25 protein-coding genes are annotated in these 25,324 nt (G+C 70.9%); 9 read left to right on the top strand and 16 right to left on the bottom strand.

All coding sequences use genetic code 11. The features are described 5' to 3' along the window. Positions 1-56 precede the first annotated feature (56 nt). From ABZ532_RS18535 to pdhA, 7 genes are all read right to left on the bottom strand, one after another. Positions 57-1,052 (bottom strand): NAD(P)H-quinone oxidoreductase, encoded by a 996-nt coding sequence (locus tag ABZ532_RS18535; RefSeq protein WP_361284159.1) that lies wholly within the window; start codon positions 1,050-1,052, stop codon positions 57-59. 32 nt (positions 1,053-1,084) lie between these two features. Further along, complete coding sequence (locus tag ABZ532_RS18540; RefSeq protein ID WP_361284258.1) at positions 1,085-2,140, bottom strand: potassium channel family protein; 1,056 nt, start codon at positions 2,138-2,140, stop codon at positions 1,085-1,087. 20 nt (positions 2,141-2,160) lie between these two features. Further along, complete coding sequence (locus ABZ532_RS18545; RefSeq protein ID WP_361284162.1) at positions 2,161-3,879, bottom strand: molybdopterin molybdotransferase MoeA; 1,719 nt, start codon at positions 3,877-3,879, stop codon at positions 2,161-2,163. Then, positions 3,879-4,769: an NTP transferase domain-containing protein gene (locus tag ABZ532_RS18550; protein ID WP_361284165.1), complete on the bottom strand. Its 891-nt coding sequence runs from the start codon at positions 4,767-4,769 to the stop codon at positions 3,879-3,881. The genes ABZ532_RS18545 and ABZ532_RS18550 overlap by 1 nt, the downstream gene beginning before the upstream one ends. Before the next feature lie 78 nt (positions 4,770-4,847). Beyond that, on the bottom strand, positions 4,848-6,371 hold the full coding sequence (locus tag ABZ532_RS18555) for a dihydrolipoamide acetyltransferase family protein (RefSeq protein ID WP_361284168.1): 1,524 nt from the start codon (positions 6,369-6,371) through the stop codon (positions 4,848-4,850). Next, positions 6,371-7,384, bottom strand: a complete 1,014-nt coding sequence (locus ABZ532_RS18560) for an alpha-ketoacid dehydrogenase subunit beta (RefSeq protein ID WP_361284171.1) — start codon at positions 7,382-7,384, stop codon at positions 6,371-6,373. Before ABZ532_RS18560 ends, ABZ532_RS18555 begins: the two co-directional genes overlap by 1 nt. After that, a complete protein-coding gene (gene pdhA, locus ABZ532_RS18565; protein WP_361284261.1) occupies positions 7,381-8,541 on the bottom strand; it encodes a pyruvate dehydrogenase (acetyl-transferring) E1 component subunit alpha in 1,161 nt (386 codons plus the stop codon). Before pdhA ends, ABZ532_RS18560 begins: the two co-directional genes overlap by 4 nt. A gap of 217 nt (positions 8,542-8,758) precedes the next feature. Here pdhA and ABZ532_RS18570 point away from each other — a divergent pair, with 217 nt between their 5' ends. Further along, on the top strand, positions 8,759-9,277 hold the full coding sequence (locus ABZ532_RS18570) for an Lrp/AsnC family transcriptional regulator (protein ID WP_361284265.1): 519 nt from the start codon (positions 8,759-8,761) through the stop codon (positions 9,275-9,277). Between the two features lie 6 nt (positions 9,278-9,283). Here the strand turns inward: ABZ532_RS18570 and ABZ532_RS18575 are convergent, their stop codons facing one another. Continuing rightward, positions 9,284-9,886 carry a TetR/AcrR family transcriptional regulator gene (locus ABZ532_RS18575; RefSeq protein WP_361284174.1) on the bottom strand — a complete coding sequence of 201 codons (603 nt, stop codon included), beginning with the start codon at positions 9,884-9,886 and terminating at the stop codon, positions 9,284-9,286. After that, entirely contained in the window at positions 9,886-11,454 is a 1,569-nt protein-coding gene (locus ABZ532_RS18580; protein ID WP_361284177.1) for a 3-hydroxyacyl-CoA dehydrogenase, read from the bottom strand. Before ABZ532_RS18580 ends, ABZ532_RS18575 begins: the two co-directional genes overlap by 1 nt. Before the next feature lie 124 nt (positions 11,455-11,578). Here ABZ532_RS18580 and paaN point away from each other — a divergent pair, with 124 nt between their 5' ends. Then, positions 11,579-13,240: a phenylacetic acid degradation protein PaaN gene (paaN, locus tag ABZ532_RS18585; RefSeq protein ID WP_361284180.1), complete on the top strand. Its 1,662-nt coding sequence runs from the start codon at positions 11,579-11,581 to the stop codon at positions 13,238-13,240. A gap of 78 nt (positions 13,241-13,318) precedes the next feature. Here the strand turns inward: paaN and ABZ532_RS18590 are convergent, their stop codons facing one another. From ABZ532_RS18590 to ABZ532_RS18600, 3 genes are read right to left on the bottom strand one after another with little or no spacing between them, the layout of a single operon-like run. Next, complete coding sequence (locus ABZ532_RS18590; RefSeq protein WP_361284183.1) at positions 13,319-13,984, bottom strand: TrmH family RNA methyltransferase; 666 nt, start codon at positions 13,982-13,984, stop codon at positions 13,319-13,321. Further along, on the bottom strand, positions 13,981-15,174 hold the full coding sequence (locus ABZ532_RS18595; RefSeq protein ID WP_361284186.1) for an HTTM domain-containing protein: 1,194 nt from the start codon (positions 15,172-15,174) through the stop codon (positions 13,981-13,983). Before ABZ532_RS18595 ends, ABZ532_RS18590 begins: the two co-directional genes overlap by 4 nt. Before the next feature lie 56 nt (positions 15,175-15,230). Further along, positions 15,231-15,977 carry a DUF5819 family protein gene (locus ABZ532_RS18600; RefSeq protein ID WP_361284189.1) on the bottom strand — a complete coding sequence of 249 codons (747 nt, stop codon included), beginning with the start codon at positions 15,975-15,977 and terminating at the stop codon, positions 15,231-15,233. A 121-nt stretch (positions 15,978-16,098) separates the two neighbouring features. Between ABZ532_RS18600 and paaA the strand changes: the two genes are divergently transcribed. The 6 genes from paaA (at position 16,099) to ABZ532_RS18630 (ending at position 20,852) form a co-directional block, all read left to right on the top strand. Beyond that, positions 16,099-17,055 (top strand): 1,2-phenylacetyl-CoA epoxidase subunit PaaA, encoded by a 957-nt coding sequence (gene paaA, locus ABZ532_RS18605; protein ID WP_361284192.1) that lies wholly within the window; start codon positions 16,099-16,101, stop codon positions 17,053-17,055. Further along, complete coding sequence (paaB, locus tag ABZ532_RS18610) at positions 17,052-17,342, top strand: 1,2-phenylacetyl-CoA epoxidase subunit PaaB (protein WP_361284195.1); 291 nt, start codon at positions 17,052-17,054, stop codon at positions 17,340-17,342. The genes paaA and paaB overlap by 4 nt, the downstream gene beginning before the upstream one ends. Next, complete coding sequence (paaC, locus tag ABZ532_RS18615) at positions 17,339-18,040, top strand: 1,2-phenylacetyl-CoA epoxidase subunit PaaC (RefSeq protein WP_361284198.1); 702 nt, start codon at positions 17,339-17,341, stop codon at positions 18,038-18,040. The genes paaB and paaC overlap by 4 nt, the downstream gene beginning before the upstream one ends. Continuing rightward, entirely contained in the window at positions 18,034-18,528 is a 495-nt protein-coding gene (gene paaD, locus ABZ532_RS18620) for a 1,2-phenylacetyl-CoA epoxidase subunit PaaD (RefSeq protein WP_361284201.1), read from the top strand. Before paaC ends, paaD begins: the two co-directional genes overlap by 7 nt. After that, positions 18,529-19,581, top strand: a complete 1,053-nt coding sequence (locus tag ABZ532_RS18625; RefSeq protein WP_361284204.1) for a 2Fe-2S iron-sulfur cluster-binding protein — start codon at positions 18,529-18,531, stop codon at positions 19,579-19,581. A 137-nt stretch (positions 19,582-19,718) separates the two neighbouring features. Continuing rightward, entirely contained in the window at positions 19,719-20,852 is a 1,134-nt protein-coding gene (locus ABZ532_RS18630; RefSeq protein WP_361284207.1) for an acyl-CoA dehydrogenase family protein, read from the top strand. Positions 20,853-20,877: 25 nt separating this feature from the next. Here ABZ532_RS18630 and ABZ532_RS18635 read toward each other — a convergent pair whose 3' ends face one another. The 4 genes from ABZ532_RS18635 to ABZ532_RS18650 all read right to left on the bottom strand — a co-directional run bounded on the left by ABZ532_RS18635 (position 20,878) and on the right by ABZ532_RS18650 (position 24,349). Then, positions 20,878-21,222: a rhodanese-like domain-containing protein gene (locus tag ABZ532_RS18635; protein ID WP_361284210.1), complete on the bottom strand. Its 345-nt coding sequence runs from the start codon at positions 21,220-21,222 to the stop codon at positions 20,878-20,880. Between the two features lie 45 nt (positions 21,223-21,267). Continuing rightward, entirely contained in the window at positions 21,268-22,209 is a 942-nt protein-coding gene (locus ABZ532_RS18640; protein ID WP_361284213.1) for a hypothetical protein, read from the bottom strand. Between the two features lie 137 nt (positions 22,210-22,346). Continuing rightward, the gene (locus ABZ532_RS18645) at positions 22,347-23,786 is read right to left on the bottom strand and encodes a DUF2252 domain-containing protein (protein WP_361284216.1); all 1,440 of its coding nucleotides are present in this window, start codon (positions 23,784-23,786) and stop codon (positions 22,347-22,349) included. Positions 23,787-23,980: 194 nt separating this feature from the next. Beyond that, the gene (locus ABZ532_RS18650) at positions 23,981-24,349 is read right to left on the bottom strand and encodes a helix-turn-helix domain-containing protein (RefSeq protein WP_361284219.1); all 369 of its coding nucleotides are present in this window, start codon (positions 24,347-24,349) and stop codon (positions 23,981-23,983) included. A 152-nt stretch (positions 24,350-24,501) separates the two neighbouring features. Here ABZ532_RS18650 and ABZ532_RS18655 point away from each other — a divergent pair, with 152 nt between their 5' ends. Then, on the top strand, positions 24,502-25,116 hold the full coding sequence (locus ABZ532_RS18655; protein ID WP_361284222.1) for an NAD(P)H-dependent oxidoreductase: 615 nt from the start codon (positions 24,502-24,504) through the stop codon (positions 25,114-25,116). Positions 25,117-25,324 lie beyond the last annotated feature (208 nt).

Consider the following 25,324-nt stretch of genomic DNA (forward strand, 5'->3'; position numbering starts at 1 on the left):
CCCGGCCGTCGGTCTTTTCCGTCCCGGCGGGCCCGTTCGGCCCTGTTCCGTCCTGCTCAGGCCTTTTGGGCGCTCGGCGCCAACAGCACCACCTTGCCCACGTGGGTGCTCTCCTCCAGCGCGCGGTGCGCCTCGGAGGCCTCGGTCATCGGCAGGGTGCGGTCCACCACGGCGCGTACGGTGCCGCCTGCCAGCAGCGGCCAGACATGCTCCCGTACCGCCGCCACGATCGTCGTCTTCTCGTGCATCGGACGCCCACGCAGCGAGGTCGCCATCACCGCGGCACGCTTGCCCAGGAGGGCCCCGAGGTTCAACTCGCCCTTGACGCCGCCCTGGAGACCGATCACCGCGAGCCGTCCGTTCACGGCCAGCGCCCGCACGTTCCGGTCCAGGTACTTGGCACCGATGATGTCGAGGATGACATCCGCACCAGCCCCCGCGGTCGCGGCCCTGATCTCCTCCACGAAGTCCTGCTCGCGGTAGTCGATCAGGATGTCCGCGCCCAGTTCCGCGCAGCGTCGCAGCTTCTCCTGGCCCCCCGCGGTCACGGCCACCTTCGCGCCCACCGCCTTCGCGAGCTGGATCGCCATGGTGCCGATTCCGCTGGCTCCGCCGTGCACCAGCAGGGTCTCACCCGGCCGCAGATGGGCCATCATGAAGACGTTCGACCACACTGTGCAGGCCACTTCGGGCAGCGCCGCAGCCGTGACCAGGTCCACGCCTTCGGGCACCGGCAGCAGTTGGCCGATCGGTACGGTCACCTTCTCCGCGTAGCCGCCACCGGACAGCAGCGCGCACACCTCGTCGCCGACGGTCCAGCCGGAGACACCGGGCCCAAGTGCGGCGATCCGCCCCGAGCACTCCAGCCCGGGATACGGGGACACCCCAGGAGGCGGGTCGTAGAAGCCCTGCCGCTGCAGCAGATCCGCGCGGTTGACTGCGCTCGCGGCGACGTCGACGAGGACCTCGCCCTCGCCCGGTTCGGGATCGGGCACCTCTGCCCACACCAGCGCCTCGGGACCACCTGGTTCGGGAATCGTGATCGCATGCATGATCGCGAGGCTACTCCGGGGGACCCCGCCGACTACTCCGTGGCACCCAGCGCGCGAACATCCGTTACCCGGGCGATCGTGATGAGACGGTCCGTCAACTGCAAGGGGCTGGCCTGGGGATCGTCGTAACCGAGCAATCGATGCCCGCGCAGCACGCTGATCACCAGATCGTCCGTCTCCCGGACCCCCTTGCCCACCTCGCTCTTGGTCACCGGCCGCTCACCGATATCCAGTCCGCTGCCCTGCTGGATCAGATCCTCCATGACCCTGCCCGCACTGGGACTCAGCACGGAGAGCCCGAGCAGCCGGCCCGCCGCACTGGCACTGGTGATCACCACATCCGCCCCGGACTGACGCAGCAGGGGTGCGTTCTCCTCCTCGCGTACCGTCGCGACGATCCTCGCCCCGCGGTTCATCTGCCGTGCGGTCAGGGCGACCAGCACAGCGGTGTCGTCCCGCTGGGTGGAGATGACCACTTGGCGCGCCTTGTGGACCTCGGCTCGCTGGAGCACGTCACTGCGAGTGGCGTCACCCACGACCCCGGCGAATCCCTCCAGGTTGGCGGCCTCGATGACCTTGGAGCTCGGGTCGACCACGACCACCTGCTCCTTCTTCAGACCCGTCGCGCACAGGGTCTGGATGGCCGAACGCCCCTTCGTTCCGAAGCCGATGACTACGGTGTGGTCCCGCAAAGTGCGCCTCCAGCGATTCAGCCGCCATTCGTCCCGGGTCCGTTCGGTGAGGACCTCAAGCGTGGTGCCGACCAGGATGATCAGAAAAAGCACGCGCAGTGGCGTCACCACCAGCACGTTCACCAGCCGTGCGCTGTTGCTGTACGGGACGATGTCGCCGTAACCGGTGGTGGAGAGGGTGACGGTGGCGTAGTAGACGCAGTCGAGGAAGTTCACCTGCTCATCGGCGTTGTCGTGGTAGCCGCCCCGGTCGAGCCAGACGACCAGCACCGTCAGCCCCATCACTGTCAACGCGAGCAGCAGACGCCTGCCCACCTGCCGCAACGGGTGCTCGACCACTCTGCGGGGCATCCTGACCCGCGTCGTGACCAGCTGTTCATCCGCTTGCCGGGCCATCTGGTCCTGGCCGGGAAGTTTCACGTGAAACGCCCGTCAGCCGGCGGCGGCGTGGTTTTCATCGACTGGGTGGTCGTCGTTGACCGCGTGGACGGCGCGTAGACAGGCGACCAGGGAATTTCCAGGAGCTCCAGCTCGTCGCCGGCTTTCGCCCCACCGGGCGGTACGACAGCGAGTCCGTGCGCGGCGGCGATCCCCCGCAGCATGGCCGGACCGTTGTAGCGCAGCGGCACGAGCCGGCCGCCCCGCCGCACCACGGGCGCCAGCCGTGTGTCCTCCGGGTGACCCTGCGCCTCGGCTCCCAGAGTCGCGAACGAACGTCCCGGAGTGGCACCTCCCAGGGATACCTCCTGCCCCGACATCTCCCGCAGCAGCGGTTCGGCGAGCGTGACCAGACCGGACACGGCGGCCAGCGGGTTCCCGGGCAGGCCCACCAGATACCGACCCGCCGCGAGCCGCGCCAGCAGCATCGGATGACCGGGACGCACGGCGACACCGTCGACCAGCAGCTCCGCCCGCGCCCTGCGCAGCACAGGGTGGACATGGTCCACGGGTCCCCCGGCCGTCCCGCCCGTGGTGACCAGGAGGTCGGCCTCCGATGCCATCACGGCCTGGTACAGGGCGTCGGCATCGTCACGGACCCGGAGCGTGCCGAGGGTCTCCGCACCCAGCGCCCGCAGCCAGGGGGCGACCATCGGTCCCAGAGCGTCACGGATCAGACCGTCATGGGGGAGCCCCTCGGGCAGGAGCTCATCCCCGAGGACAAGCACCTGGACCCGGGGCGGGCGCACGGTGAGCAGCCGGTCGTAACCGGCAGCCGCCGCGAGCCCGAGCACGGCGGGGGTCACCGTCACACCTTCGGGTAGGAGTTCATCCCCTGTGCGGCACTCCTGCCCCCGCGGCCTGATGTCCTGACCATGGGTCACCTGGCGACGGGCGTGCAGATTCCCGCCGCTGTCGGTGCGGGCGTGCTCGCTGCGGATCACCGCGGTGGCCCCGTCGGGGACCCGGGCTCCGGTGGCGATCCGCACCGCCCTGCCGTCGCCGAGTGCCCCGGGCCCACCGTGTCCGGCGAGGATGCCGGGGGCCTCGCCCGCGCGGGCATCCGTGTCCAGGGAAACCGTCTTCCAGGGGCCGGGCCCGGAGACGGCCCATCCGTCCATGGCGGAGGTGTCGAAGGACGGCAGATCGCTGAGAGCTGTGAGCGGTTCGGCGAGCACCTGGCCCAGGGCCTGGCCGAGGGGCACCTGACGAGCCCCGAGGCGGGCGCGCCGCCCCGCCCGCGCGGCGCGGGAGCGGGCCTCGTGCCAGGACACCCCAGGGTGCCGCGAGCCGGACGACCGCCCTTGCCCGGTGCGGTGCCCCCGCACCAGTGCGAGCGCCTCCTCGACACCGTCGTCATCCGCGTCGCCCTCGCCGGCCTCGGCGCGCTCGTTCCGCTCGTTCCGCTCGTTCCGCTCGTTCCGCTCGTTCCGCTCGTTCCGCTCGTTGCTGTCATCGGCCTCGCCGGCGTCGGCGCGAGCGGGGGTGCCGGACACGACGTCTTCCGCGGTCGCGCCGGACTCAACGACCTCACCGGTCTTGCGAATCTCGATGGTCTCGCGAGCCTCAGCGGCCTCACCGGCGCTACCGGTCTCGTGAGCCGCGAGCAGGAGCCCCATGAGGGAGCCCCTACCGGAGACGGTCACCCCTGGTCGTGCGGCGCCCGGAGCGTCGAGTGCGTGATCCCGTGCGGTCATCAGCTACCAGCCTCGCCCTTCTCACCGGCACCACTGGCTTCGGCAGCCCATCGCTCGGCGAGGGCCGCGGCCTTTCTGGCCGCCTCTGCCACGGCCTCGGGCCCCGCAGCACCGGACTTCGCTGCCGCGTAACCGACCAGGAACGTGGTGAGCGGGGCAGCGGGCCGGGCCACGCCGTGCGCGGCGTCCCGTGCGAGATCGAGCAGGACGCCGGTGTCGACATCGAGTTCGATGCCTAGTTCGGCCTTGACCGCGGTGATCCATTCATCAAGCACGTGCCCATGCTCTCTGATACGGGCCCGGGCCGTCGCGATGTCCCCCCAGGTGTCGCAGTCGAAGGAGTCCAGGGGCCCCGCGGAGATCCGCACCACTTCCAGCTCATGGGTGAGCAGCCGCAGCGGCAACCCTGCGAGTCGACCGTGCTCCGTGGCGATGAGCGCGAGTTCGCGGCGCAGCGGCTCGGTCCGGTAGGCCGCGACCAGCGGCTGGTCACGGCCCTCGCCATCGGTGAGCAGCGCCGCTTCCCGCCCGCTGCGGTCCAGGGCTTCGATGAGTCGGCGAACGGTCGCGTCGCCGATGAACGGCAGATCGGCGGCCAGCACCATCACGGTGCCCGCGCTGGCCTCCCGTACCCCGGCGTCCAGCGCGGCGAGCGGACCGCCGCCCGGTGGCGTCTCCCGGACCCATCGCACCGGCCGGACCGTGGCCCGGCGACCGCCGACGACCACGGTCCTCCCGGCGCCGCGGCAGGCGGTGAGCACACGGTCGAGCAGTGCCCGACCGCCGATGCTCACCCCGGGCTTGTCCGCGCCGCCGAGCCGCTCGGCGGCGCCTCCGGCGAGCACGATCGCGTCATAGCCGGGGTTGGTACCCGCCTCATGGCCAGTCATCCCAGCAGTATGAGTCGCGACCATCCCGGTCGGCGAAGGCGGGGCCCGCCCGGGGGCCGCCGCGCCCCAAAGGGACCGCTACAAGGTGCGCAGCAGCACCGCCGGATTCTCCACGCAGTCCGCCACGTACCGGAGGAACCCACCGGCTGTCCCACCGTCACACACCCGGTGGTCGAAGGTGAACGAGAGCTGGACGACCTGACGGACCGCGAGCTCGCCCTCATGCACCCAGGGCTTGGGCACGATCCGGCCGACACCGAGCATCGCCGCCTCCGGGTGGTTGATGATCGGCGTGGAACCGTCGACCCCGAACACCCCGTAGTTGTTCAGCGTGAAAGTCCCGCCCGTGAGGTCCCCCGGCGTGAGGGCACCACGGCGGGCCGTCTCCGTCAGCCGGGCGAACTCCTCGGTGAGCGACTCGGCCGTGCGATCGTGGGCGTCCCGGACGACGGGCACGACAAGTCCGCGCTCCGTCTGGGCCGCGAAGCCCAGATGCACCTCGGGCAGCCGCACGATCTCCCGCGCGTCCAGGTCCACCGTCGCGTTCAGCTCGGGGTAGCGGGCGAGCGCGGCCGTGCAGATCCTGGCGAACAGTGCGAGCAGCGAGATCTTCGGTCCGCCCGCGGCGTTCATCGCCCTGCGGGCGGCCATCAGCTCTGTCGCGTCCGCGTCGACCCAGCAGGTCGCGTCCGGGATCTCCCGGCGGCTGCGGGACAGCTTCTCCGCCACGGCTCCCCGCACCCCGCGCAGCGGTATCCGCTCACCGCGCCCGGTGGTGCGGGTCGCCTGGGCGGGTGCCGCCTCCGGCACGGGGGCCTGCCTGGGCTGCGCCGCCGGGGCGGCGGGCTCGGCGAGTGCTCGTACCGCGTGCTCCACATCGGCCCGGAGGATCAGTCCGTCGGGGCCGGAACCGTGCAGCCGCCGCAGATCGACCCCGTGCTCCCTGGCCAGCTTCCGCACCAGCGGCGATATCACCGCGACGGGTCCTTCGTCCTGGGGCACGGCCCGGGCTGCTCCCGGCCGTGCCGCCGCAGCGCCGAGCCTGGGGGGCGCAGCAGGGGTGGCGGAACGCTCCTCACCCACGAACTCGTCGGGCGCCGGGCTCTCCACCGCGCTGTCCCAGACCGGCTCCGGAAGCGTGTGCCCGCCGCCGTGCTCGCCGCCCTGTGGCTGTGTCCACGCCCCGGCCGACAGCGCCGTGGGCCGGATGCGCTTACGGCGCGCCGCGGGGGCGCCTGTGCCATAGCCCACCAGGACATTGCCGGAGGTCTCGCTCCCGGAGCCGTTGGACGCGGCGGCACCGGATTCACCGGACGCTCCCGGAGCGCCGGACTCTCCGGGCGTGCCCGCCCGGTCCGCGCCGACCGCCACGGTCAGCAGCGGCGCCCCGACGGGCAGCTCGGCGCCCTCCTCACCGAAGCGCGCGGTGACCACGCCCGCATAGGGGCAGGGCACCTCGACCATCGCCTTGGCCGTCTCGACCTCCACGACCGGCTGGTCGATGGCGACGACATCGCCCACCGCGACCAGCCAGCGCACGATCTCCGCCTCGGTCAGGCCCTCGCCGAGGTCGGGCAGCTTGAATTCCAGTACCTGGGCCATCAGCACTCCGCCTCCCACTGCAACCTGGCTACCGCGTCCAGGATGCGGTCCACTCCCGGCAGATGGTGTCGTTCCAGCATCGGCGGCGGATAGGGAATGTCAAAACCGGCCACCCTCAGCACGGGCGCTTCAAGGTGGTGGAAGCAACGCTCGGTGACCCGGGCCGCTATCTCCGCGCCGGGCCCCGCGAAGCCACTTGACTCGTGGACGACGATCGCGCGCCCGGTGCGCCGTACGGACGCGCACACCGTCTCGTCGTCGAAGGGCACCAGCGAGCGCAGATCGACGACCTCGAGGTCCCAGCCCTCGGCCCGGGCGGCCTCCGCGGCCTCCATGCAGACCGGCGTGGACGGGCCGTAGGTGATCAGCGTCGCGCTGCTTCCCCTGCGGCGCACCACCGCGCGCCCGATGGGCTCCACGGCGGCCGGTGCCTCGGGCGACCAGTCCGCCTTCGACCAGTAGAGCCGCTTGGGCTCCAGGAAGACCACGGGGTCATCGGAGGCGATGGCCGCCCGCAGCAGACCGTAGGCGTCCTCGACCGTCGCGGGCGTGACGACATGGAGCCCCGGCGTCGCCATGTAGTACGCCTCGGACGAGTCGCTGTGGTGCTCCACGCCGCCGATGCCGCCCCCGTAGGGGACACGCACCGTGATCGGCATCGGCATGGCGCCCCTGGTGCGGTTGCGCATCCGGGCGACATGGCTGATGAGCTGCTCGAACGCCGGGTAGGCGAAGGCGTCGAACTGCATCTCGACCACCGGCCGCAGCCCGTACATCGCCATGCCGACGGCCGTACCGAGAATTCCGGCCTCGGCGAGCGGTGTGTCCGTGCAGCGGTCCTCGCCGAATTCCTTGGTGAGTCCGTCCGTGACCCGGAAGACACCGCCGAGTGTGCCGACGTCCTCGCCCATGACGTGGACTGTCGGGTCCTCCGTCATCGCGTCGCGCATCGCGCGCTGAAGTGCCTGCGCCATGGTGGCGGGCTTGGACTGCCTGGCCGTTGCCGTGCTCATCGTGCTTCGCCCTCCGCACCGTGCGCCGCGTCTCCGCTCTCCGCATCCAGCTCGGCGCGCAGCTGCGCCGCCTGCTCCCGCAGCTGGGTCGTCTGCTCCGCGAAGACATGCGTGAAGAGATCCATCGGGTCCAGCACCGGATCGGCGTTCATCCGCTCCCTCAGCTGCGCGGCCATGGTCTCCGCGGCATCGCGGGCCGCGTTGGCGGTGTCCTCGTCCAGCAGCCCCCGCGCGGTCAGATCACGCTCGAGCAGCAGGATCGGATCGTGCTCGCGCCAGGCGTCCACCTCGCCGGCGCCCCGGTACCGGGTGGCGTCATCGGCGTTGGTGTGGGCGTCGATGCGGTAGGTGACCGCCTCGACCAAGGTCGGGCCACCACCGCGCCGTGCTCGTGTCACCGCCTCCGACAGCACCTCGTGCACGGCCACCGCGTCGTTCCCGTCGACCAGCCGGCCCGGCATGCCGTAACCGACGGCCTTGTGCGCGAGCGAAGGCGCGGCGGTCTGCTTGGCGAGCGGCACGGAGATCGCGAAGCCGTTGTTCTGCACGAGGAAGACCACCGGCGCCTGCCACACGGCGGCGAAGTTCAGCGCCTCGTGGAAGTCGCCCTCGCTGGTGCCGCCGTCGCCGACCATGGCGAGCGCCACGACATCGTCGCCCTTGAGGCGCGCCGCGTGGGCCAGGCCCACGGCGTGCGGCAGCTGGGTGGCGAGCGGGGTGCACAGCGGCGCTATGCGGCGCTCCCGCGGGTCGTACCCGGTGTGCCAGTCGCCGCGCAGCAGCGTCAGGGCTTCGACGGGGTCAAGCCCGCGGGCGACGGCCGCGAGGGTGTCGCGGTAGCTGGGGAAGAGCCAGTCGCGCTCCTCGAGGACCAGCGCCGCGGCGACCTCGCAGGCCTCCTGGCCGGTGCTCGACGGGTAGACGGCGAGCCTGCCCTGCTTGGTGAGGGCGGTCGCCTGCACGTTGTACCTGCGGCCGCGCACCAGCTCGGCGTACAGCCGCAGCAGCAGCTGCGGGTCGGCTCCGTCCACCGCGTCCGTACCGAGCACCCGGTACGGCTCGGCGTCCGGGAGCAGCGGCGCGGGGTCGGTACGCGGCCGCCACGCCGGGGGCGGAGTGGGCCGGTAGGCGGCACCCGGCCGCTCCTGGACCGTCATGCTGCTTTTCTTCAACGCGAGCACCTCCTCGTGGGAGCGGGCATAAGCACCCGAGAAGAGGCGCGGAGTGTGTGAGGCGCCTCACCTACCGATTGTTCGGTCGTGGGCGCATTTTGGCTACAGGCACCTTCAGCCTGTGGACAAACGGTTCTCCACAGCCTGGGATAGAAGCAGGTCGTCCACGGCAGAGAGGCGGGGGGACATGACAGCTGAACAAATGGCTGACGACGAGGACCGCACGTTCTACGAGGCAGTGCCCGGAGCCGCGCAGGGCCCGCCGCCCCGCCCCCTCGACGCGATCGACCGGGACATCCTCCGCATCCTCCAGACGGATGGCCGGGCGTCCATCCGCTCCGTGGCCGAGCGGGTGCATGTGTCGCGGGCCAATGCGTACGCCCGCATCAACCGGCTCATCGAGGACGGGGTGATCCGCGGCTTCAGCGCCCGCGTGAACCACGAGCGCGCCGGACACGGCGCGTCCGCCTACATCACGCTCAAGATCGTGCAGAACTCCTGGCGCACAGTCCGCGAACAGCTCCAGGAGCTGCCGGGAGCCGCGCACATAGCGCTGGTCAGCGGGGATTTCGACGTGCTGCTGCTGGTCCACACCCCGGACAACCGCACCCTGCGCGAGCTGGTCCTCACCAAGCTCCAGTCGATCCCCGAGGTGCTCTCCACCCGCACCCTGCTGGTCTTCGAGGAGACCGACCTGGACCCGGACCGGTCCCGGCAGTAGACCGCACTAATCCCCGGCGTCTGCGGCCCGAAGCCCGTCGAAGGCGAGCCGCACGACGGCGTCGGCCACCTGCTCCCGGTCGTAGCCGGTGCCTGCCTGCGGCCGGTACCACTCCACCAGGGAGTTGACCATGCCGAAGAGCAACCGGGTGGCCAGCCGCATGTCCATGTCGGCCCGCAGGTCACCCGCTGCCGCCGCGGCCTTGAGGAGATCCGCCACCCTGTGGTCGAACTCCCGGCGCCGCTCCATGGCCCAGCGCTCGGTCTTGGTGTTGCCCCGCACCCGCAGCAGCAGGGTCACGTAGGGCAGCTCGGCCATCAGCACCTCCACGGTGCGCCGGGTCACGTACTCGACCCGCTCGATGGCCCGGCCGCTCAGCGCCCCCGGCTCGCCCAGGATCCCGAAGAGCCCGTCGAGCGCCCGGCTCACGGCACGGCGCAGCAGCTCCTCCTTGCCCGCGACGTGGTGGTATATCGAGGACTTGGAGATCCCTGCGGCCTTGGAGAGGTGCTCCATGGAGGTGCCGTCGTAGCCGCGTTCGTTGAAGACGCTGACGGCGACGGACAGCAGGGTCTCCGGGGTGTAGGTGTCCCGTCTGGCGGTGGTCATCAGCTCTCCCCGTTCTCCCCGTGCTCCCCATTCTCGCCGCTCTCCGCGAACCGCCGGCGGAGCGTCCCGGGTGACGGCGCGTAGCGGCCGGTGGGATAGCGGGCGTGCAGTGCGTCGAGAAGTTCGCAGATCCGCCGGAATCCGACCTCGGCGCCCCACTCCAGGGGGCCCGCGGGGTAGTTCACCCCGAGGCGCATCGCGATGTCGACGTCTTCGGCCGACGCGACGCCCCTGGCGACCGCGTCCGCGGCGACGTCCGCCAGCATCGCGACCGTACGGGCCACGATCATGCCCGGTACGTCACCGATCACGGACACCTTCTTGCCGGCCGCCTGGAACAGGCCGATCGCTTCCTGAAGGCTCCTGGCGGAGACCGTCTCCGCGGCGGCCGACAGGGCGACGCGGGTCGCCCGCGTGTAGTCGAGCGCCAGATCGAAGTAGATGACCTCCTGCTCGTCGTACTCGAGCGAGGTCTCGCCGTCCGCGAGGCACAACAGCGCGCCGCCCGGCAGCCCGATGCACCCGTCGCCCGGTTCGCGCCGGACGGTGATCCCGGCGTTCTCGAACAGCCCGACGAGCGGCTCCGCGGGCCCGAGGTCGTCCCCGACGGTGATCTCCCCGGGCGCCTCGGCGGGAGGCGCCGTGTGCGGCTCCGGCAGGGCGGCGCCCTCCCCGTACGGGAACCAGCCCTGGCCCGTCTTGCGGCCGAGCCTGCCCGACTCGACCAGTCGCCGCTGGGCGAGCGACGGGGTGAACTTCGGGTCCTGGTAGAAGGACTCCCAGACCGAGCGGGTCACGGCCTCGTTCACGTCCTGGCCGATCAGGTCGGTGAGCTCGAAGGGCCCCATCCGGAAACCGCCCGACTCCCTCAGGACGGCGTCGATCGTCGCGGGGTCCGCGCCGCGCTCCTCGTGTGTCCGCAGCGCCTCCGCGTAGAAGGGGCGCGCCACACGATTGACGATGAAACCGGGGGTGTCGGCGCAGCGGACCGGGGTCTTGCCCCAGGCCTTCGCCGTCGCGTACGCGCGCACCGCGGCCCGCTCCTCGGTGGCGAAGCCGCTGACGACCTCGACGAGGGGGAGCAGGGGGGCGGGGTTGAAGAAGTGCAGGCCGACGAAACGGCCGGGCACGCGGAGCGCGCCCGCGATCGCCGTGACGGAGAGGGACGAGGTGTTGGTGGCGAGGAGGCAGTCGTCGGCGACGATCTTCTCCAGCGCGGTGAACAGCTCCTGCTTGGCGTCGAGCCGTTCGAGCACCGCCTCGACGACGAGCGCGGCGTCGGCGAGCTCGTCGAGGCCGGCGGCCGGGTGCAGCCGCTCGCGTGCCGCGTCCCGTGCCGCCGGGTCCAGACGGCCCTTGGCGACCAGCCGGTCAAGACGTGCGGCGATCGCGTCCGACGCCTCCTGCGCCCGTCCCGGCAGGACGTCGTAGAGGCGGACGGGGTGTCCGGCGACCAGAGCGACCTGGGCGATTCCCTGGCCCATGGTCCCGGTGCCCACGACGACGACGGTGCGGTCGGGCCCGACGGCGGCGTTCTCGCCGGTGGCAGCGGCCTCGGTGTCGGTCATGGCTGTGATCCTCCCCTACGAGTTGTCCACAGGTTCTGCGGACCCCCTTGTACCGACCGATCGTTCGGTTACTCTAACTCTGTCCGTCTTTCCCTGCCCAGCTCGACGAGGAGTTGGTCTTTCCATGCAGCTGACCGAGACCCACCGGCCGACGCTCGACCAGGCTCTCGAGGTGATCCGCTCCCGGGCGTACTGGTCGCCTCACCCGGAGCACCCCAAGGCATACGGCGAGACCGGTGCGGCCGATGGCCTCGCGGCCTACCAGGCCCTGCTGGGCCACCGCTTCGAGCTGGACCAGCCCGGCACCGACGGCTGGACGGGCGGCGAGACCTCGCCCTACGGCCCCGAGCTGGGCATCGAGTACCCGCACGCCGACATCGACGTACTCCTGCCGGCAATGCGCGCGGGCATGGCAGCCTGGCGCGAGGCCGGGCCCGAGACCCGCGCCCTGGTGTGCCTGGAGATCCTGTCCAGGATCAGCGCCCGCACCCACGAGTTCGCCCACGCGGTGATGCACACCAGCGGCCAGGCGTTCATGATGGCGTTCCAGGCGGGCGGCCCGCACGCCCAGGACCGCGGCCTCGAGGCGGTGGCGTACGCCTATGAGGAGCAGCTGCGCACCCCCGCCGCAGCGGACTGGTCCAAGCCGCAGGGCAAGCGTGACCCGCTGGAGCTTCGGAAGTCGTTCACCGCGGCCCCGCGCGGTATCTCGTTGCTGATCGGCTGCAACACCTTCCCGACGTGGAACGGCTTCCCGGGCCTGTTCGCCTCCCTGGCCACGGGCAACCCCGTGCTGGTGAAGCCGCACCCCCGTGCCGTTCTGCCGCTGGCACTCACCGTGCGGATCGCCCGCGAGGTGCTGGGCGAGGCGGGATTCGATCCGAACCTCGTCGCGCTGGCCGCCGAGCGTCCGGGCGAGGGCATCGCGAAGACCTTGGCCGTCCGGCCCGAGATCAAGATCATCGACTACACAGGCTCCACCGAGTTCGGTGACTGGCTGGAGGCCAACGCGCGCCAGGCCCAGGTCTACACCGAGAAGGCCGGGGTCAACTCCGTCGTCATCCACTCCACCGACGACTACAAGGGCATGCTTTCCAACCTGGCCTTCTCGCTGTCCCTCTACAGCGGCCAGATGTGCACCACCCCGCAGAACCTGCTGATTCCGCGTGACGGCATCACGACGGACGCGGGCGAAAAGACCTATGACGAGGTGGTCGCCGACCTCGGCGCCGCCGTGTCCGGTCTCCTCGGTGACGATGCCCGGGCGAACGCGCTGCTGGGTGCTCTGGTCAATCCCGATGTGAAGACCCGCCTGGAGGCGGCGGCCGGTCTGGGAGAGGTGGCTCTGGCCTCGCGTGCCGTCACCAACCCCGAGTTCCCGGACGCCGTGGTGCGTACCCCGGTGATCGTGAAGCTGGACGGCGCCAAGCCGGACGACGAGGCCGCCTATATGTCGGAGTGCTTCGGGCCGGTGGCGTTCGCCGTGGCGGTGGACTCGACCGATGACGCGGTGGACCTGCTGCGCCGCACGGTGCGCGAGAAGGGCGCGATGACGGTCGGGGCGTACACGACCTCCGCCGACGCCGAGCGCGCGATCGAGGACGTCTGCCTGGAGGAGTCGGCTCAGCTCTCGCTGAACCTCACCGGTGGCGTGTACGTGAACCAGACCGCGGCGTTCTCCGACTTCCACGGCTCGGGCGGCAACCCCGCGGCGAACGCGGCACTGTGCGACGGCGCCTTCGTCTCCAACCGCTTCCGGGTGGTGGAGGTACGCCGCCAGGCCTGACGACGCCCCGCCCCGGTCCCGTGTCCCGCGCCGGTGCGCGGGGCCGGGCCGGGTGCCCGGTACCGGCCCGCGCCGGGGTCAGGCGTCCAGGTCCCCGGAGATCTGCGCGTATCGCTGGATCCAGGCGTGCATGGCGATCGCCGCAGCCGCTCCCGCGTTGATCGAGCGGGTCGAACCGAACTGGGCGATGGAGCAGACCATCGCCGAGTGTTCCCGGGCCTCCTCGGTCAGCCCGGGGCCCTCCTGGCCGAAGAGCAGCACACAGCGCCGGGGCAGCTCGGTGCGTTCCAGTGGCACCGCGCCCGGCAGATTGTCGATCCCGATGATCGGCAGGTCCTCCGCCGCCGCCCAGGCAGTCAGCGACTCGGTGCCGCTGTGGTGGCGCACATGCTGGTAGCGGTCGGTGACCATCGCGCCGCGCCGGTTCCAGCGGCGCCGGCCGACGATATGGATCTCCTTCGCCAGGAAGGCGTTGGCGGTCCGCACCACGGAGCCGATGTTGAAGTCATGGCCCCAGTTCTCCACGGCCACGTGGAAGTCATGGCGCCGGGTGTCCAGATCGGCGACGATCGCCTCCCGCGTCCAGTACCGGTAGCGGTCGACGACATTGCGGCGGTCGCCGTGGGCGAGCAGCTCCGGGTCGTACGGCCCGCCCTCCGGCCAGGGGCGCGGATGAGGGCCGACACCGATCTCGATGCCGTAGCCGTCGTCGTACTGAACCGGTTCCTGGGTCTCGCTGCTCACCCGACGAGGGTACGTGCGGGCTGCTCGTCGGGCGCACCACGCTGCTCGGGCACCCGTGCTCCGCCGCGGGGCAGCAGCCGGTTCCGGCCCAGTGCGGCCCGGCCTCCGAGCCAGAGCAGGAACGCCGTCGGCAGGAACACCGCGTCGGCCGCGATCATCGCGAGCGAGAAGAACGGCAGCCCGAGCAGCACGGCGATCCCGGCGTGCTCCAGCATCATCGCCACCAGCAGGACGTTCTTGACCGTGCGGTTGAAGAGCGTGAAGGGGAAGGCCACCTGGACGACGACCGTGGCGTAGGTCAGCAGCATCACCATCACCCCGCTGCCGGCGAGGATGTCGGAGAACGCGGGCCACGGAGTGAAGTAGTCCAGCTTGAGCGGGTAGTACAGGGCGCTGCCGTCCTGCCAGCGGGACCCCTGGATCTTGTACCAGCCCGCGGTGGCGTAGATCAGACAGACTTCGGCCATGATCACGCCGAGCGCGGCGTTGTGAGCGAGGTTGGCGAGCACGTCCAGCAGGGTGCGCAGCTCGCTTCCCGGCGCCTTCCGGTTCACCGCCCACCATGCGCCCTGGGAGAGCCACAGCACCCACAGGAGCGCGGGCAGCCACCACTCACCGCCGACCCGGTCGATCAGCGTTCCCACGACCAGCGCCGCACCGAGCAGCAACCACAGCGCCGGGCCGATCGCGGCGCCAGCCCGCCCCGGCCGGTCCTCCGCGGCGGCCCTCCGGGCGCGCAGGGCATCGAGGGACCACACCTGGGCGCAGCGGGTGAGGACGAGGTAGATCGCCATGAGGTGGATGACGTTGTCCCCGCCGTCCCCCATGAAGATGGAGCGGTTCTGCAGGGACAGCACGCCGATCATGAAGACCACGGACATGGCGCGGGTACGCCAGCCGAGCAGCATCAGCGCACTGGAAAGCACGGCGACGGCGTAGACGGCCTCGAACCAGAGCGCGCTGTCGGACCACATCAGCATGGTGAAGGCGTGGTTGCCCGTGATCAGCTGCCGGGCCATGTCCCAGCCCCACGGGCTCTCGGGGCCGTACAGCTCATGGCGCTGCGGGTACTCCCAGAGCAGGAACACCAGCCAGGTGAGGGAGAAGCCGATGCGGACGACCGCCGTCTGGTACGGCCCGAGTGCGGTCGCCGTCACACGCTGGATGGCGGCGGCCGGCCGCCCGGGCACTCTGGTCCCCTGCCCCCCAAGGACTTCGGGCCCCTCATGGGCTCCACGCGCCTGGGTCACTTGACCGCCTCCGTGTCATCCGCGCCGCCCTTGGCGTCATTGCGCGCGTCAAGGGCGAGGTCCGCCTCGGTGACCTTCCACCAGGGGAGCGCCCGGTAGTACGCCCGGGTGTCGGCCTTCTCCTTGCTCCACAGCGGGGCCTCCACAGAGCTGGTCGAGGACCGGACCTGGATCCGCTCGACCCGCCCGCCGAGGTCGCGCCGCTCGAGGCGCAGCATCACTATGCGGCGGACATACCGCTCGGACAGCTGACCGCGCAGGCCGTTCGGCCGGTTGTCGTCGGTGTGGGAGTTGACGTAGAAGTCCCAGCCGCGGCGGAGCTCGTTCTGGTCGGCGTGACTGGGGAGGAGATTGCCGCGGATCGCCTCACCGTCCTCGGCGGAGAGGTCGATCCACTCCGTGGTCTCGCGAGCGCCCTGGTCGTCCACGACCTCGGCACGCACCTGGACGGCGATGTTCTGCTGGAGCGGATTGGGGGCGAAGAGCTTCCAGTTCTGCTCGAACTCGGGGTAGACCCACGCGTCGACCGTCTCGCCGTGCTGCTTCGTCAGGGTGTTCGAGGGTGCGACATGCAGGAACACCATGCCCAGGTGGACGCAGGCGAGGGCGCCGACGACGGCGAGGGCCACCGCTGCCACCACTTGGTAGGGGAGGGAGAGGCCGGCTATGCCGTCCGGGGCGCCCCCCTCGCCCGGAGGCGCGTCGGACTCGCGCCTCGCGCCGTCGTTGCCGTACGAGTCCATCCCGCCCCGACTCCCATGGGTCTCTTCGGTCCACCGCGGTTATCCACAGGGTTGACACCTTACGGGCCTCAGACTCACCATTGAAGGGATTCAACCGAACGATCGGTCGGTAGGGAGCCTGATGACGGCAGTGACTGCGGACACAACCGTGGCAACGACGCAGCAGGAGCGGTTCGACGCTGCCGTGGCCGCCGACGAGCGCATCGAGCCACGCGACTGGATGCCCGACGAGTACCGGGCCTCGCTGATCCGCCAGATGGCGCAGCACGCGCACTCGGAGATCATCGGCATGCAGCCCGAGGCGAACTGGATCACCCGTGCGCCCTCGCTGCGCCGCAAGGCGATCCTGATGGCCAAGGTGCAGGACGAAGCAGGCCACGGCCTGTATCTGTACAGCGCGACGGAGACCCTCGGGGTGGGCCGTGACGAGCTCCTCGACAAGCTCCACTCCGGCCGCCAGAAGTATTCCTCGATCTTCAACTACCCCACGCTGACCTGGGCCGATGTCGGTGCCATCGGCTGGCTGGTGGACGGCGCGGCGATCACCAACCAGGTCCCGCTCTGCCGCTGCTCCTACGGCCCCTACGCCCGCGCGATGGTCCGTGTCTGCAAGGAGGAGTCGTTCCACCAGCGCCAGGGTTACGAGCTGCTGCTGGCCCTGTCGCAGGGCACCCCGGCGCAGCACGAGATGGCGCAGGACGCGGTGGACCGCTGGTGGTGGCCCTCGCTGATGATGTTCGGCCCCCCGGACGACGAGTCGGCGCACTCGGCGAAGTCCATGGAGTGGAAGATCAAGCGGCACTCCAACGACGAGCTCCGGCAGCGCTTCGTGGACATCTGCGTCCCGCAGGCCGAGGCCCTGGGCCTGACCCTCCCCGATCCCCAGCTCCGGTGGAACGAGGAGCGGGGACAGCACGACTTCGGCCCCATCGACTGGGACGAGTTCTGGCAGGTCCTGAAGGGCGACGGGCCGTGCAACGAACAGCGCATCTCCCAGCGCCGCCGGGCCCATGAGGAAGGTGCCTGGGTCCGTGAGGCAGCCGCGGCGTACGCCGCGAAGAAGGAGGCGACGGCATGAGCAGCTCGACCGACTGGCCACTGTGGGAGGTGTTCGTGCGCTCGCGCCGCGGGCTCTCGCACACCCACGCCGGCAGCCTCCACGCCCCGGACGCGGAGATGGCGCTGCGCAATGCCCGCGATCTCTACACCCGGCGCGGCGAGGGCGTCTCCATCTGGGTGGTGCCGTCCGTGGCGATCACCGCTTCCTCGCCGGACGAGAAGGACCCCTTCTTCGAGCCCGCCGCCGACAAGCCCTACCGGCATCCCACCTTCTATGAGATCCCCGAAGGGGTGAAGCACCTGTGACGGCCGCACTCGCACTCGGCGACGACGCCCTCGTGCTCTCCCAGCGGCTCGGGGAATGGGCAGGCCACGCCCCGGTCCTCGAGGAAGATGTCGCGCTGGCCAATATCGCGCTCGACCTGCTCGGACAGGCCCGGACACTGCTGTCCCTCGCCGGCGACGAGGACGAGCTGGCGTATCTGCGCGAGGAGCGGGCCTTCCGCAATCTCCAGCTTGTAGAACAGCCGAACGGCGACTTCGCGCACACCATCGCCCGCCAGCTGTACTTCTCCACCTTCCAGCGGCTGCTGTTCACCGAGCTGGCCGCGGGAGAGAGCGAATTCGAGGGGCTCGCGGCCAAGGCGGTCAAGGAGGTGGCGTACCACCAGGACCATGCCGAGCAGTGGACCCTGCGCCTTGGCGACGGCACCGAGGAGAGCCATGAGCGGATGCAGCGGGCGTGCGATGCGCTGTGGCGGTTCACCGGGGAGATGTTCCAGCCGGTCGAGGGCCTGGAGGTGGACTGGGAGTCACTGCGTGCGCGGTGGCTGGAGTCGGTCACGGCCGTGCTCGGGCGGGCCACGCTGACCGTGCCGGACACTGCGGACACAGGAGCCTGGTCGGCGGGTGCCGGCCGGCAGGGTCTGCACACGGAGTCGTTCGGGCGGATGCTGGCCGAGATGCAGCATCTGCACCGCAGTCACCCGGGGGCGTCATGGTGACCGACACCGTGCTGGAGACCGAGCTGCGCAGGCTCGCGGGGTCCGTGCCCGACCCGGAGCTGCCCGTGCTCACCCTGGAGGAGCTGGGTGTGCTCCGGGGCGTGCAGATCCTCGGGCCGGGTCGGGTCGTGGTGGAGCTGACCCCCACCTACATGGGCTGCCCCGCCATCGAGGCGATGTCCTCGGACATCGAGCAGGTGCTCCACGACCACGGGGTCGCTGAGGTGTCGGTGGTCAAGGTGCTCTCGCCCGCCTGGTCGACGGATGACATCAGCCCCGAGGGGCGGCGCAAGCTGGCGGAGTTCGGGATAGCGCCGCCGCGCCACGGTGCGGCCGCGGGGCCGGTGCCGGTCTCGCTCGCCGTGCGCTGTCCGCACTGCGGGTCCACGGACACGGAGCTCCTCAGCCGCTTCTCCTCCACGGCCTGCAAGGCACTGCGCCGCTGCACAGCCTGTCGCGAACCGTTCGACCACTTCAAGGAGTTGTAGATGTTCCATCCGCTCCGGGTCACCGAGGTCGAGCGGCTCACGGACGACTCGGTGGCCGTCACCCTCGCGGTCCCCGCCGAGCTCCACGACGCCTTCCGGCACACCCCCGGCCAGCACATCACCGTCCGCCGTACGGGGGCGGACGGCGAGGAGATCCGGCGTACGTACTCGATCTGCGCCCCGGCCGCCCCGACCGGCGGCGCACCGGTGCTGCGGGTGGGCATCCGTCTTGTCGACGGCGGGGAGTTCTCCACCTTCGCCCTCAAGGAACTCGCCGTGGGACACACGGTCGAGGTCATGCAGCCGATGGGCCGGTTCGTGCTGGCACCACGCCCCGGGCACTTCGCGGCCATCGTCGGCGGCAGCGGAATCACTCCCGTGCTGTCGATAGCGGCGACGCTGCTGGAGCGGGAGCCGGAGGCCCGGTTCTGCCTGATCCGCAGCGACCGGACGGCGGCCTCGACCATGTTCCTGGAGGAGGTGGCCGACCTCAAGGACCGCTATCCCGAGCGGCTTCAGCTCGTCACCGTGCTGTCGCGGGAAGAGCAGCAGGCGGGGCTGCCGTCCGGGCGGCTCGACCAGGAGCGGCTGACCGGTCTGCTGCCCTCGCTGCTTCCGGTGGCGGAGGTGGACGGCTGGTTCCTGTGCGGCCCGTTGGGGCTGGTCCAGGGCGCCGAACGGGCGCTGCGCGATCTTGATGTGCAGCGGACCCGTATCCACGAGGAGATATTCCATGTGGACGAGGTCCCCGCACCTGCTCCCGCCGCAGCGCCTGCGGGCGCCACGCTCAGCGCGACGCTGGACGGCCGCTCGGGCAAGTGGCCGGTGCAGGAAGGGGAGTCGCTGCTGGAGACGGTGCTGCGAGCCCGTTCCGACGCTCCGTACGCCTGCAAGGGCGGCGTCTGCGGGACCTGCAGGGCGTTCCTGGTGTCCGGTGAAGTGCGTATGGACCGGAACTTCGCACTGGAGCAGGACGAGACGGAAGCGGGCTATGTGCTGGCCTGCCAGTCGCATCCCATGACCTCCGAGGTGGAGCTCGACTTCGACCGCTGAGCCAACGGGTGGGCTGGCGGCGGTCGTCGGCGCCGCCCGTGGCATTCCCTTCCGCGCCGGGCTGCTCTATCTTGACGGTCCGTCAGATCCGATGGGTCGGACGGTATCAGCGGTCCGGTGCGCGGAGGGACGGGACAGTGGACTTCACCTTCAGCGAGGAGCAGCAAGCCGCCGTCGAGGCGGCCAGGGCCGTCTTCTCGGGCGTGGCTCCTGACGCGGTGCCGAGCCCGGCGCTCACCCCGGGCGCGGTGGCGGAAGAGTTCGACAGGCCGCTGTGGGCCGGACTGGCGGGGGCCGACCTGCTGAGTCTGGTGCTCGCTCCGGAGTACGGCGGCGCGGGCCTCGATCCGCTCGCGCTCTGTCTGGTGCTGCGCGAGTCGGCGAAGGTGCTGGCGCGGGTGCCCCTGCTGGAGACCAGCGCGGTCGCCATGGCCGTGCAGCGTTTCGGCGGTCCGGCGCTGAGTGCCGAGCTGCTGCCAGGGGTCGGCCGCGGGGAGCTGGTGCTGACGGTGGGGGCCAACGGCCGCACCGGTCACGATCCCGCCGAGCTCGGCGTCCGGGCCCACGAGGACGGCGGCGCCTGGATCCTCGACGGAGTGCAGACCGGGGTGCCCTGGGCCCACTGCGCCGACCTGATCGCGATCCCGGCGCATACCGAAGGCGGCGGGGCGGTCCTCGCCCTCGTGCCCCGTGGGCAGCAGGGACTGTCACTCACCGAGCAGTTCTCCACCAGCGGGGAGCTCTTCGCCGAAGTCTGCCTCGACCAGGCGAGGATCGACAGTGAGACGCTGATCCGGTCGGAAGGCGCCTGGGAATGGCTGCGCGGGCTGCTCACCACCGGCACCTGTGCACTGGCCCTGGGCCTCGGTGAGCGGGTGCTGTCGATGACCAGCGAGTACACGGGGAAGCGCGAGCAGTTCGGGTTCCCCGTCGCGACCTTCCAGGCGGTGGCCGCCCAGGCCGCCGACCGGTACATCGATCTGCGGGCCATGGAGGCGACCCTCTGGCAGGCCGCCTGGCGGATCAGCAGCGAAGCGAGCGGGGCACTGCCCGCTTCCGGTGATATCGCGGTGGCCAAGATCTGGGCCTCCGAGGGCGTCCGCCGCGTCGTCCAGACCGCGCAGCACCTCCACGGCGGCTTCGGTGCCGACACCGACTACCCACTCCACCGCTACCACGCCTGGGCCAAACAGCTTGAGCTGACCCTCGGCCCGGCCGCGGCCCATGAGGAGGCGCTGGGCGATCTGCTGGCGGCCCACCCGCTCGGCTGAGCTGCCGGGAGATCGGGCCCGCGCGCTACAGCACGAACGCCGGGCTGCCGTCCTCGGTGACCATCGGACGACCGGCGGACTGCCAGGCGAGCATTCCGCCGTTGATGTTCACGGCATCGATGCCCTGCTGGACCAGATACTGGGTGACCTGAGCGGAGCGTCCGCCCACCCGGCACATCACATGGGCCCGGCGGCCATCTGCCACGGCCTCGGTGACCTCACCGAAGCGGGCCACGAAGTCGCTCATCGGGATGTGCAGGGCCCCCTCGACATGGCCGGCCACCCACTCGTCGCCTTCCCGGACATCGACCACCAGACCGTCGGCCGGCACGGACGCGGCTTCGATCGAGGGCAGCGGGGCGAAGTTCATGGAAATGGGCCTTCTCTCGTACCTACAGGGGCGTCCCTGGGAAACCTACTGCACCAGGCCGGCCAGCTCGGCTTCCCGCTGTGCGACCTGTGCCAGCAGCTGTTCGGCGATCTCGTCGAGCAGCCGGTCAGGGTCGTCCGGAGCCATCTTCAGCATCGCGCCGATCGCGCTGTCCTCCAGCTCCTTCGCGATCATCGTCAGCAGTTCCTTGCGCTGCGACAGCCACTCGAGGCGGGCGTAGAGCTCCTCGCTCTCCGCGATCGGCGAAGCCTCCGGCACCGGTCCGGCGTCCCACTCCCGAAGCAGCTCACCCAGCTCGGCCTCGTCCCCACGACCATAGGCGGCGTTCACCCGGGTGATGAACGCCTCCCTGCGGGCCCGCTCCTTCTCTTCCTGCGCCAGATCCGGGTGGGCCTTGCGGGCGAGCTCCCGGTACAGCTTGCGCGCCTCGTCACTGGGCCGCACCCGCTTCGGCGGCTGCACCGACTGGTGGTCGGTCAGCATCGCGGCAGCCTCCGGCGAGAGCCCGTCCGAGTCGATCCAGTCGTGGAAGAGCTCGTCGACCCCGGGCATCGGAAGCACCAAGGCCCGCGCCTCCTGCGCCCTGCGCAGATCCTCCGGGTCGCCGGTACGGGCCGCGTGGGCCTCCGCGATCTGGGCGTCGAGTTCGTCGAGCCGTGTGTACATGGGCCCGAGCTTCTGGTGGTGCAGCCGGGAGAAGTTCTCCACCTCGACCCGGAAGGTCTCCACCGCGATCTCGAACTCGATCAGCGCCTGCTCGGCGGCACGTACCGCGCGCTCCAGCCGCGCCTCGGGCCGCTCGCCACCAGCCGCCGTCTGGGCCGACGCATCAGCCGACGGGTCACCGGGCACGGTCCGCGCGCCATCGGCGCCGTGCTCATCCACGCTGCTCTGCTCGTCCACGCGCTGGTCGCCTTGCTCGTCGTCGGCCGGGGTCGTCGGCACCCCGGGAGGGTCCTCGGTCACCCGCCCAGCGTATGGCAGACCTCAGCCCGCCCGGCCCAAGGCCGTGTTTCGCACCCCCCGCCTCTGGCTCCGTGGGCTGACCCGCGAAGATCGCCCGGACCGGGCCCGGCGGCGTGACACGGCCCGGGTGCGACCGGTCACACGCCCAGCTCCGCGGCTATCCGCCCGCTGCGCACCGCGGCCGTCAGATCGGCGTGGTCCGCCTCCGTGCGGTCCGCGTAGAGCACGGCGAAGGCGGCCACCGCCTCGTCCAGCTCCTCGTTCTTCCCGCAGTATCCGGCGAGCAGCCGCGGATCGGCACTGTGGGCGTGGGCCCGGGCCAGCAACGCGCCCGTCATCCGGGCGTAGTCGTCCACCTGGTCGGCCGCGAGGGCGGCCGGGTCCACGCTGCCCTTGCGGTTCCTGAACTGCCGCACCTGGAAGGGCCTGCCGTCGACCGTCGTCCAGCCAAGCAGGATGTCGCTGACCACCTGCATGCGCTTCTGGCCCTGCACCACCCGCTGCCCCTCGTGCACCGGCTCGGGCAGCTTGAAGCCCGCGGCCTCCAGATGCGGCAGCAGCGCCGAGGCACGCGCCTCCTTGACCTGGAGCACCAGCGGCTCGCCCCGGTGGTCGATCAGCAGCACCACATAGGACCGGGTCCCCACACTGCCGGTGCCCACGACCCGGAAGGCCACATCGTGGATCGCGTACCGGGCCAGCAGTGGCAGCCGGTCCTCCGAGAGCGTCCGCAGATACTCCCCGAGCGAGGCCGCGACCACGCTCGCCTCCCCGTCCGGCACCCGGCGCAGCACGGGCGGTGCGTCGACGAAGTGACGGGCGCCGTCAGGCCCTGTGGTCGTCGCCTTCGCCGCGAACCGCGCACTGGTGTTGCTCCTGGCCCGCTCCGAGACGCGCTCCAAGGTGCCCACCAGATCGCGGGCGTCGGTGTGCGAGACCAGTTCCTCGTCCGCGATCGCGTTCCACGCGTCCAGCACGGGCAGCCTGGCGAGCAGGCGCATGGTCCGCCGATACGCCCCGGCCACGTCGAACGCGGCCTTGCGGCAGGTGTCCTCGTCGGCACCGGCCTCACGGCCGGCGAGGACGATGGAGGCGGCGAGCCGCTTGAGGTCCCATTCCCAGGGGCCTGTGACGGTCTCGTCGAAGTCGTTCAGATCGATGACCAGGCGTCCCCGCGCATCGCCGTACAGCCCGAAGTTGGCCGCGTGCGCATCGCCGCAGATCTGCGCCGCGATGCCGGTGACCGGGGTCGCGGCCAGATCGTGGGCCATCAGTCCCGCCGCCCCGCGCAGAAACGCGAAGGGTGTCGCGGCCATCCGCCCCACCCGGATCGGGGCGAGCTCTGGCACCCGCCCGCGGCTGGACTCCTCGACGGCCCGCACCGCGTCCGGACGCCCCGCGGTGATGATCAGGGTGTCGTGCGATGAGCGCGGGATCCTGTCCCGCAGCGCCTTGCCCGCCTGCTTGGCGGTCTCCCGCCCACCGCCTACGGGCCGCACGAAACCGGGCACGTCCGGGATCCGCACTCCCCCGGAAGCCGGCCGCTGCACCGGCACCACCGCTTCGATCTCACCCATGGCGAAACCGCCTCCCCCGTCGTCGTACACCAGTGAGTCACCAGCGACCCAACAGCACCTGAACGTCGACTCCGCCTTGATGACCGGCGTCGATGACCTAGAAGGTACCTGCGCGCCAGACGACCGTCTCCCCCTGTGGACAACTGGCTGTGGACAACCTCGGGTCACGGTGGGTCCGCGGCATGAACGCCTGCTCAGCAGCCCCCGTCGACACCGGCGCCACCGGGCAGATGGGCGTCCGCCCACCGCCCTAGCTCCTTCAGCGCGGGCCCAAGCGCGGTCCCGGCCTCCGTGAGCCGGTAAGAGACCCTCAGCGGCGGCCCTTCGTCCACCTCGCGCACGGTCAGCCCGGCGGCACCCAGCTCGGTCAGCCGGTCCGACAGCATGCGCTCGCTGATGCCCGGGATCGCCCTGCGCAGCTCGACGAAGTACACGGGCCCCTGCATCAGCACGGACACGATGGGGCCGGTCCAGCGCTTGCCGAGCAGTCCGAAGACACGCGTGATCGACCCGTCGACCTGCTCGCACGCCGCCGCGCACGCGTCGCTGCTGTGATCCGCCATGCCCTCAGGGTACTGCCCACTCGTGAGGGGGTGAAAAAAAGTAAGCGAGTATGTTATTCATAGTTACGCACGGAACTTATCCACACCGTTCGTGCCCCTCGGGCACCCCGTCCACCCCCCTTGTCTGTCGTTGTCGTCTTTGGAGATACGTCATGGCCACGCTGCTGCACCTCGATTCCGCTCTCTTCCCGCAGGGTTCCGCGTCCCGGGACGTCACCGCCGCGTTCGTGAAGTCCTGGCTGGAAGCCCACCCGGAGGGCAAGGTCGTCTACCGCGACCTGGCAGCGCATCCGCTGCCCCATCTGGATGCGGGCGCCGCGTCCGCCGGGGTCGAACACCCCCTGCGCGCCGAGCTCGCAGCCGAGCTCGCCGAGGCGGACGCCGTGCTCATCGGCGCCCCGATGTACAACTTCACGATCCCGTCCACGCTGAAGGCCTGGCTGGACCAGGTGATCATCGTGGGCCACAACGCGGGAGTGCCCGGCGGCCCGGTGGCGGGCACCCCGGTCACCGTGGTCGCCAGCCGGGGCGGCTCCTATGCACCCGGCACCCCGCGCCAGGACTTCGAGTTCGTTCAGAACTACCTGGAGAAGGTGTTCACCGGGATGCTCGGCGCGACGGTCGACTTCATCGTCCCCGAGATGACGCTGGCGCCGGTCAAGCCGGAGATGGCCCAGTTCATACCGATCGCCGAGGCCTCCCGGGCCAAGGCCCTCGACCAGGCCTCCCAGAAGGCCAGGGACCTGGCCCAGCGCCTCGCCGTCTAGGCCGTGCAGGGCTGCGCGGCGAACACCCCGGCCCGGAACGCCAACCCCCCGGAACGCCAACCCCGCAGAACCCCAGCCCGCAGAAGCCCGCCGGGCGCGGGCGCCGAAGGCTAAGGGGTGCTTTCAGAAGGCCGGATGTTTGCGGGCGAGGGTCATGCAGTGGGCGAGCTGGAGGAATGCGTCATGCATGTCGTCTCGGGCTTCCCAG

Origin of the sequence: Streptomyces sp. NPDC019396, assembly GCF_040632375.1 — a bacterium.
Taxonomy (GTDB): domain Bacteria; phylum Actinomycetota; class Actinomycetes; order Streptomycetales; family Streptomycetaceae; genus Streptomyces.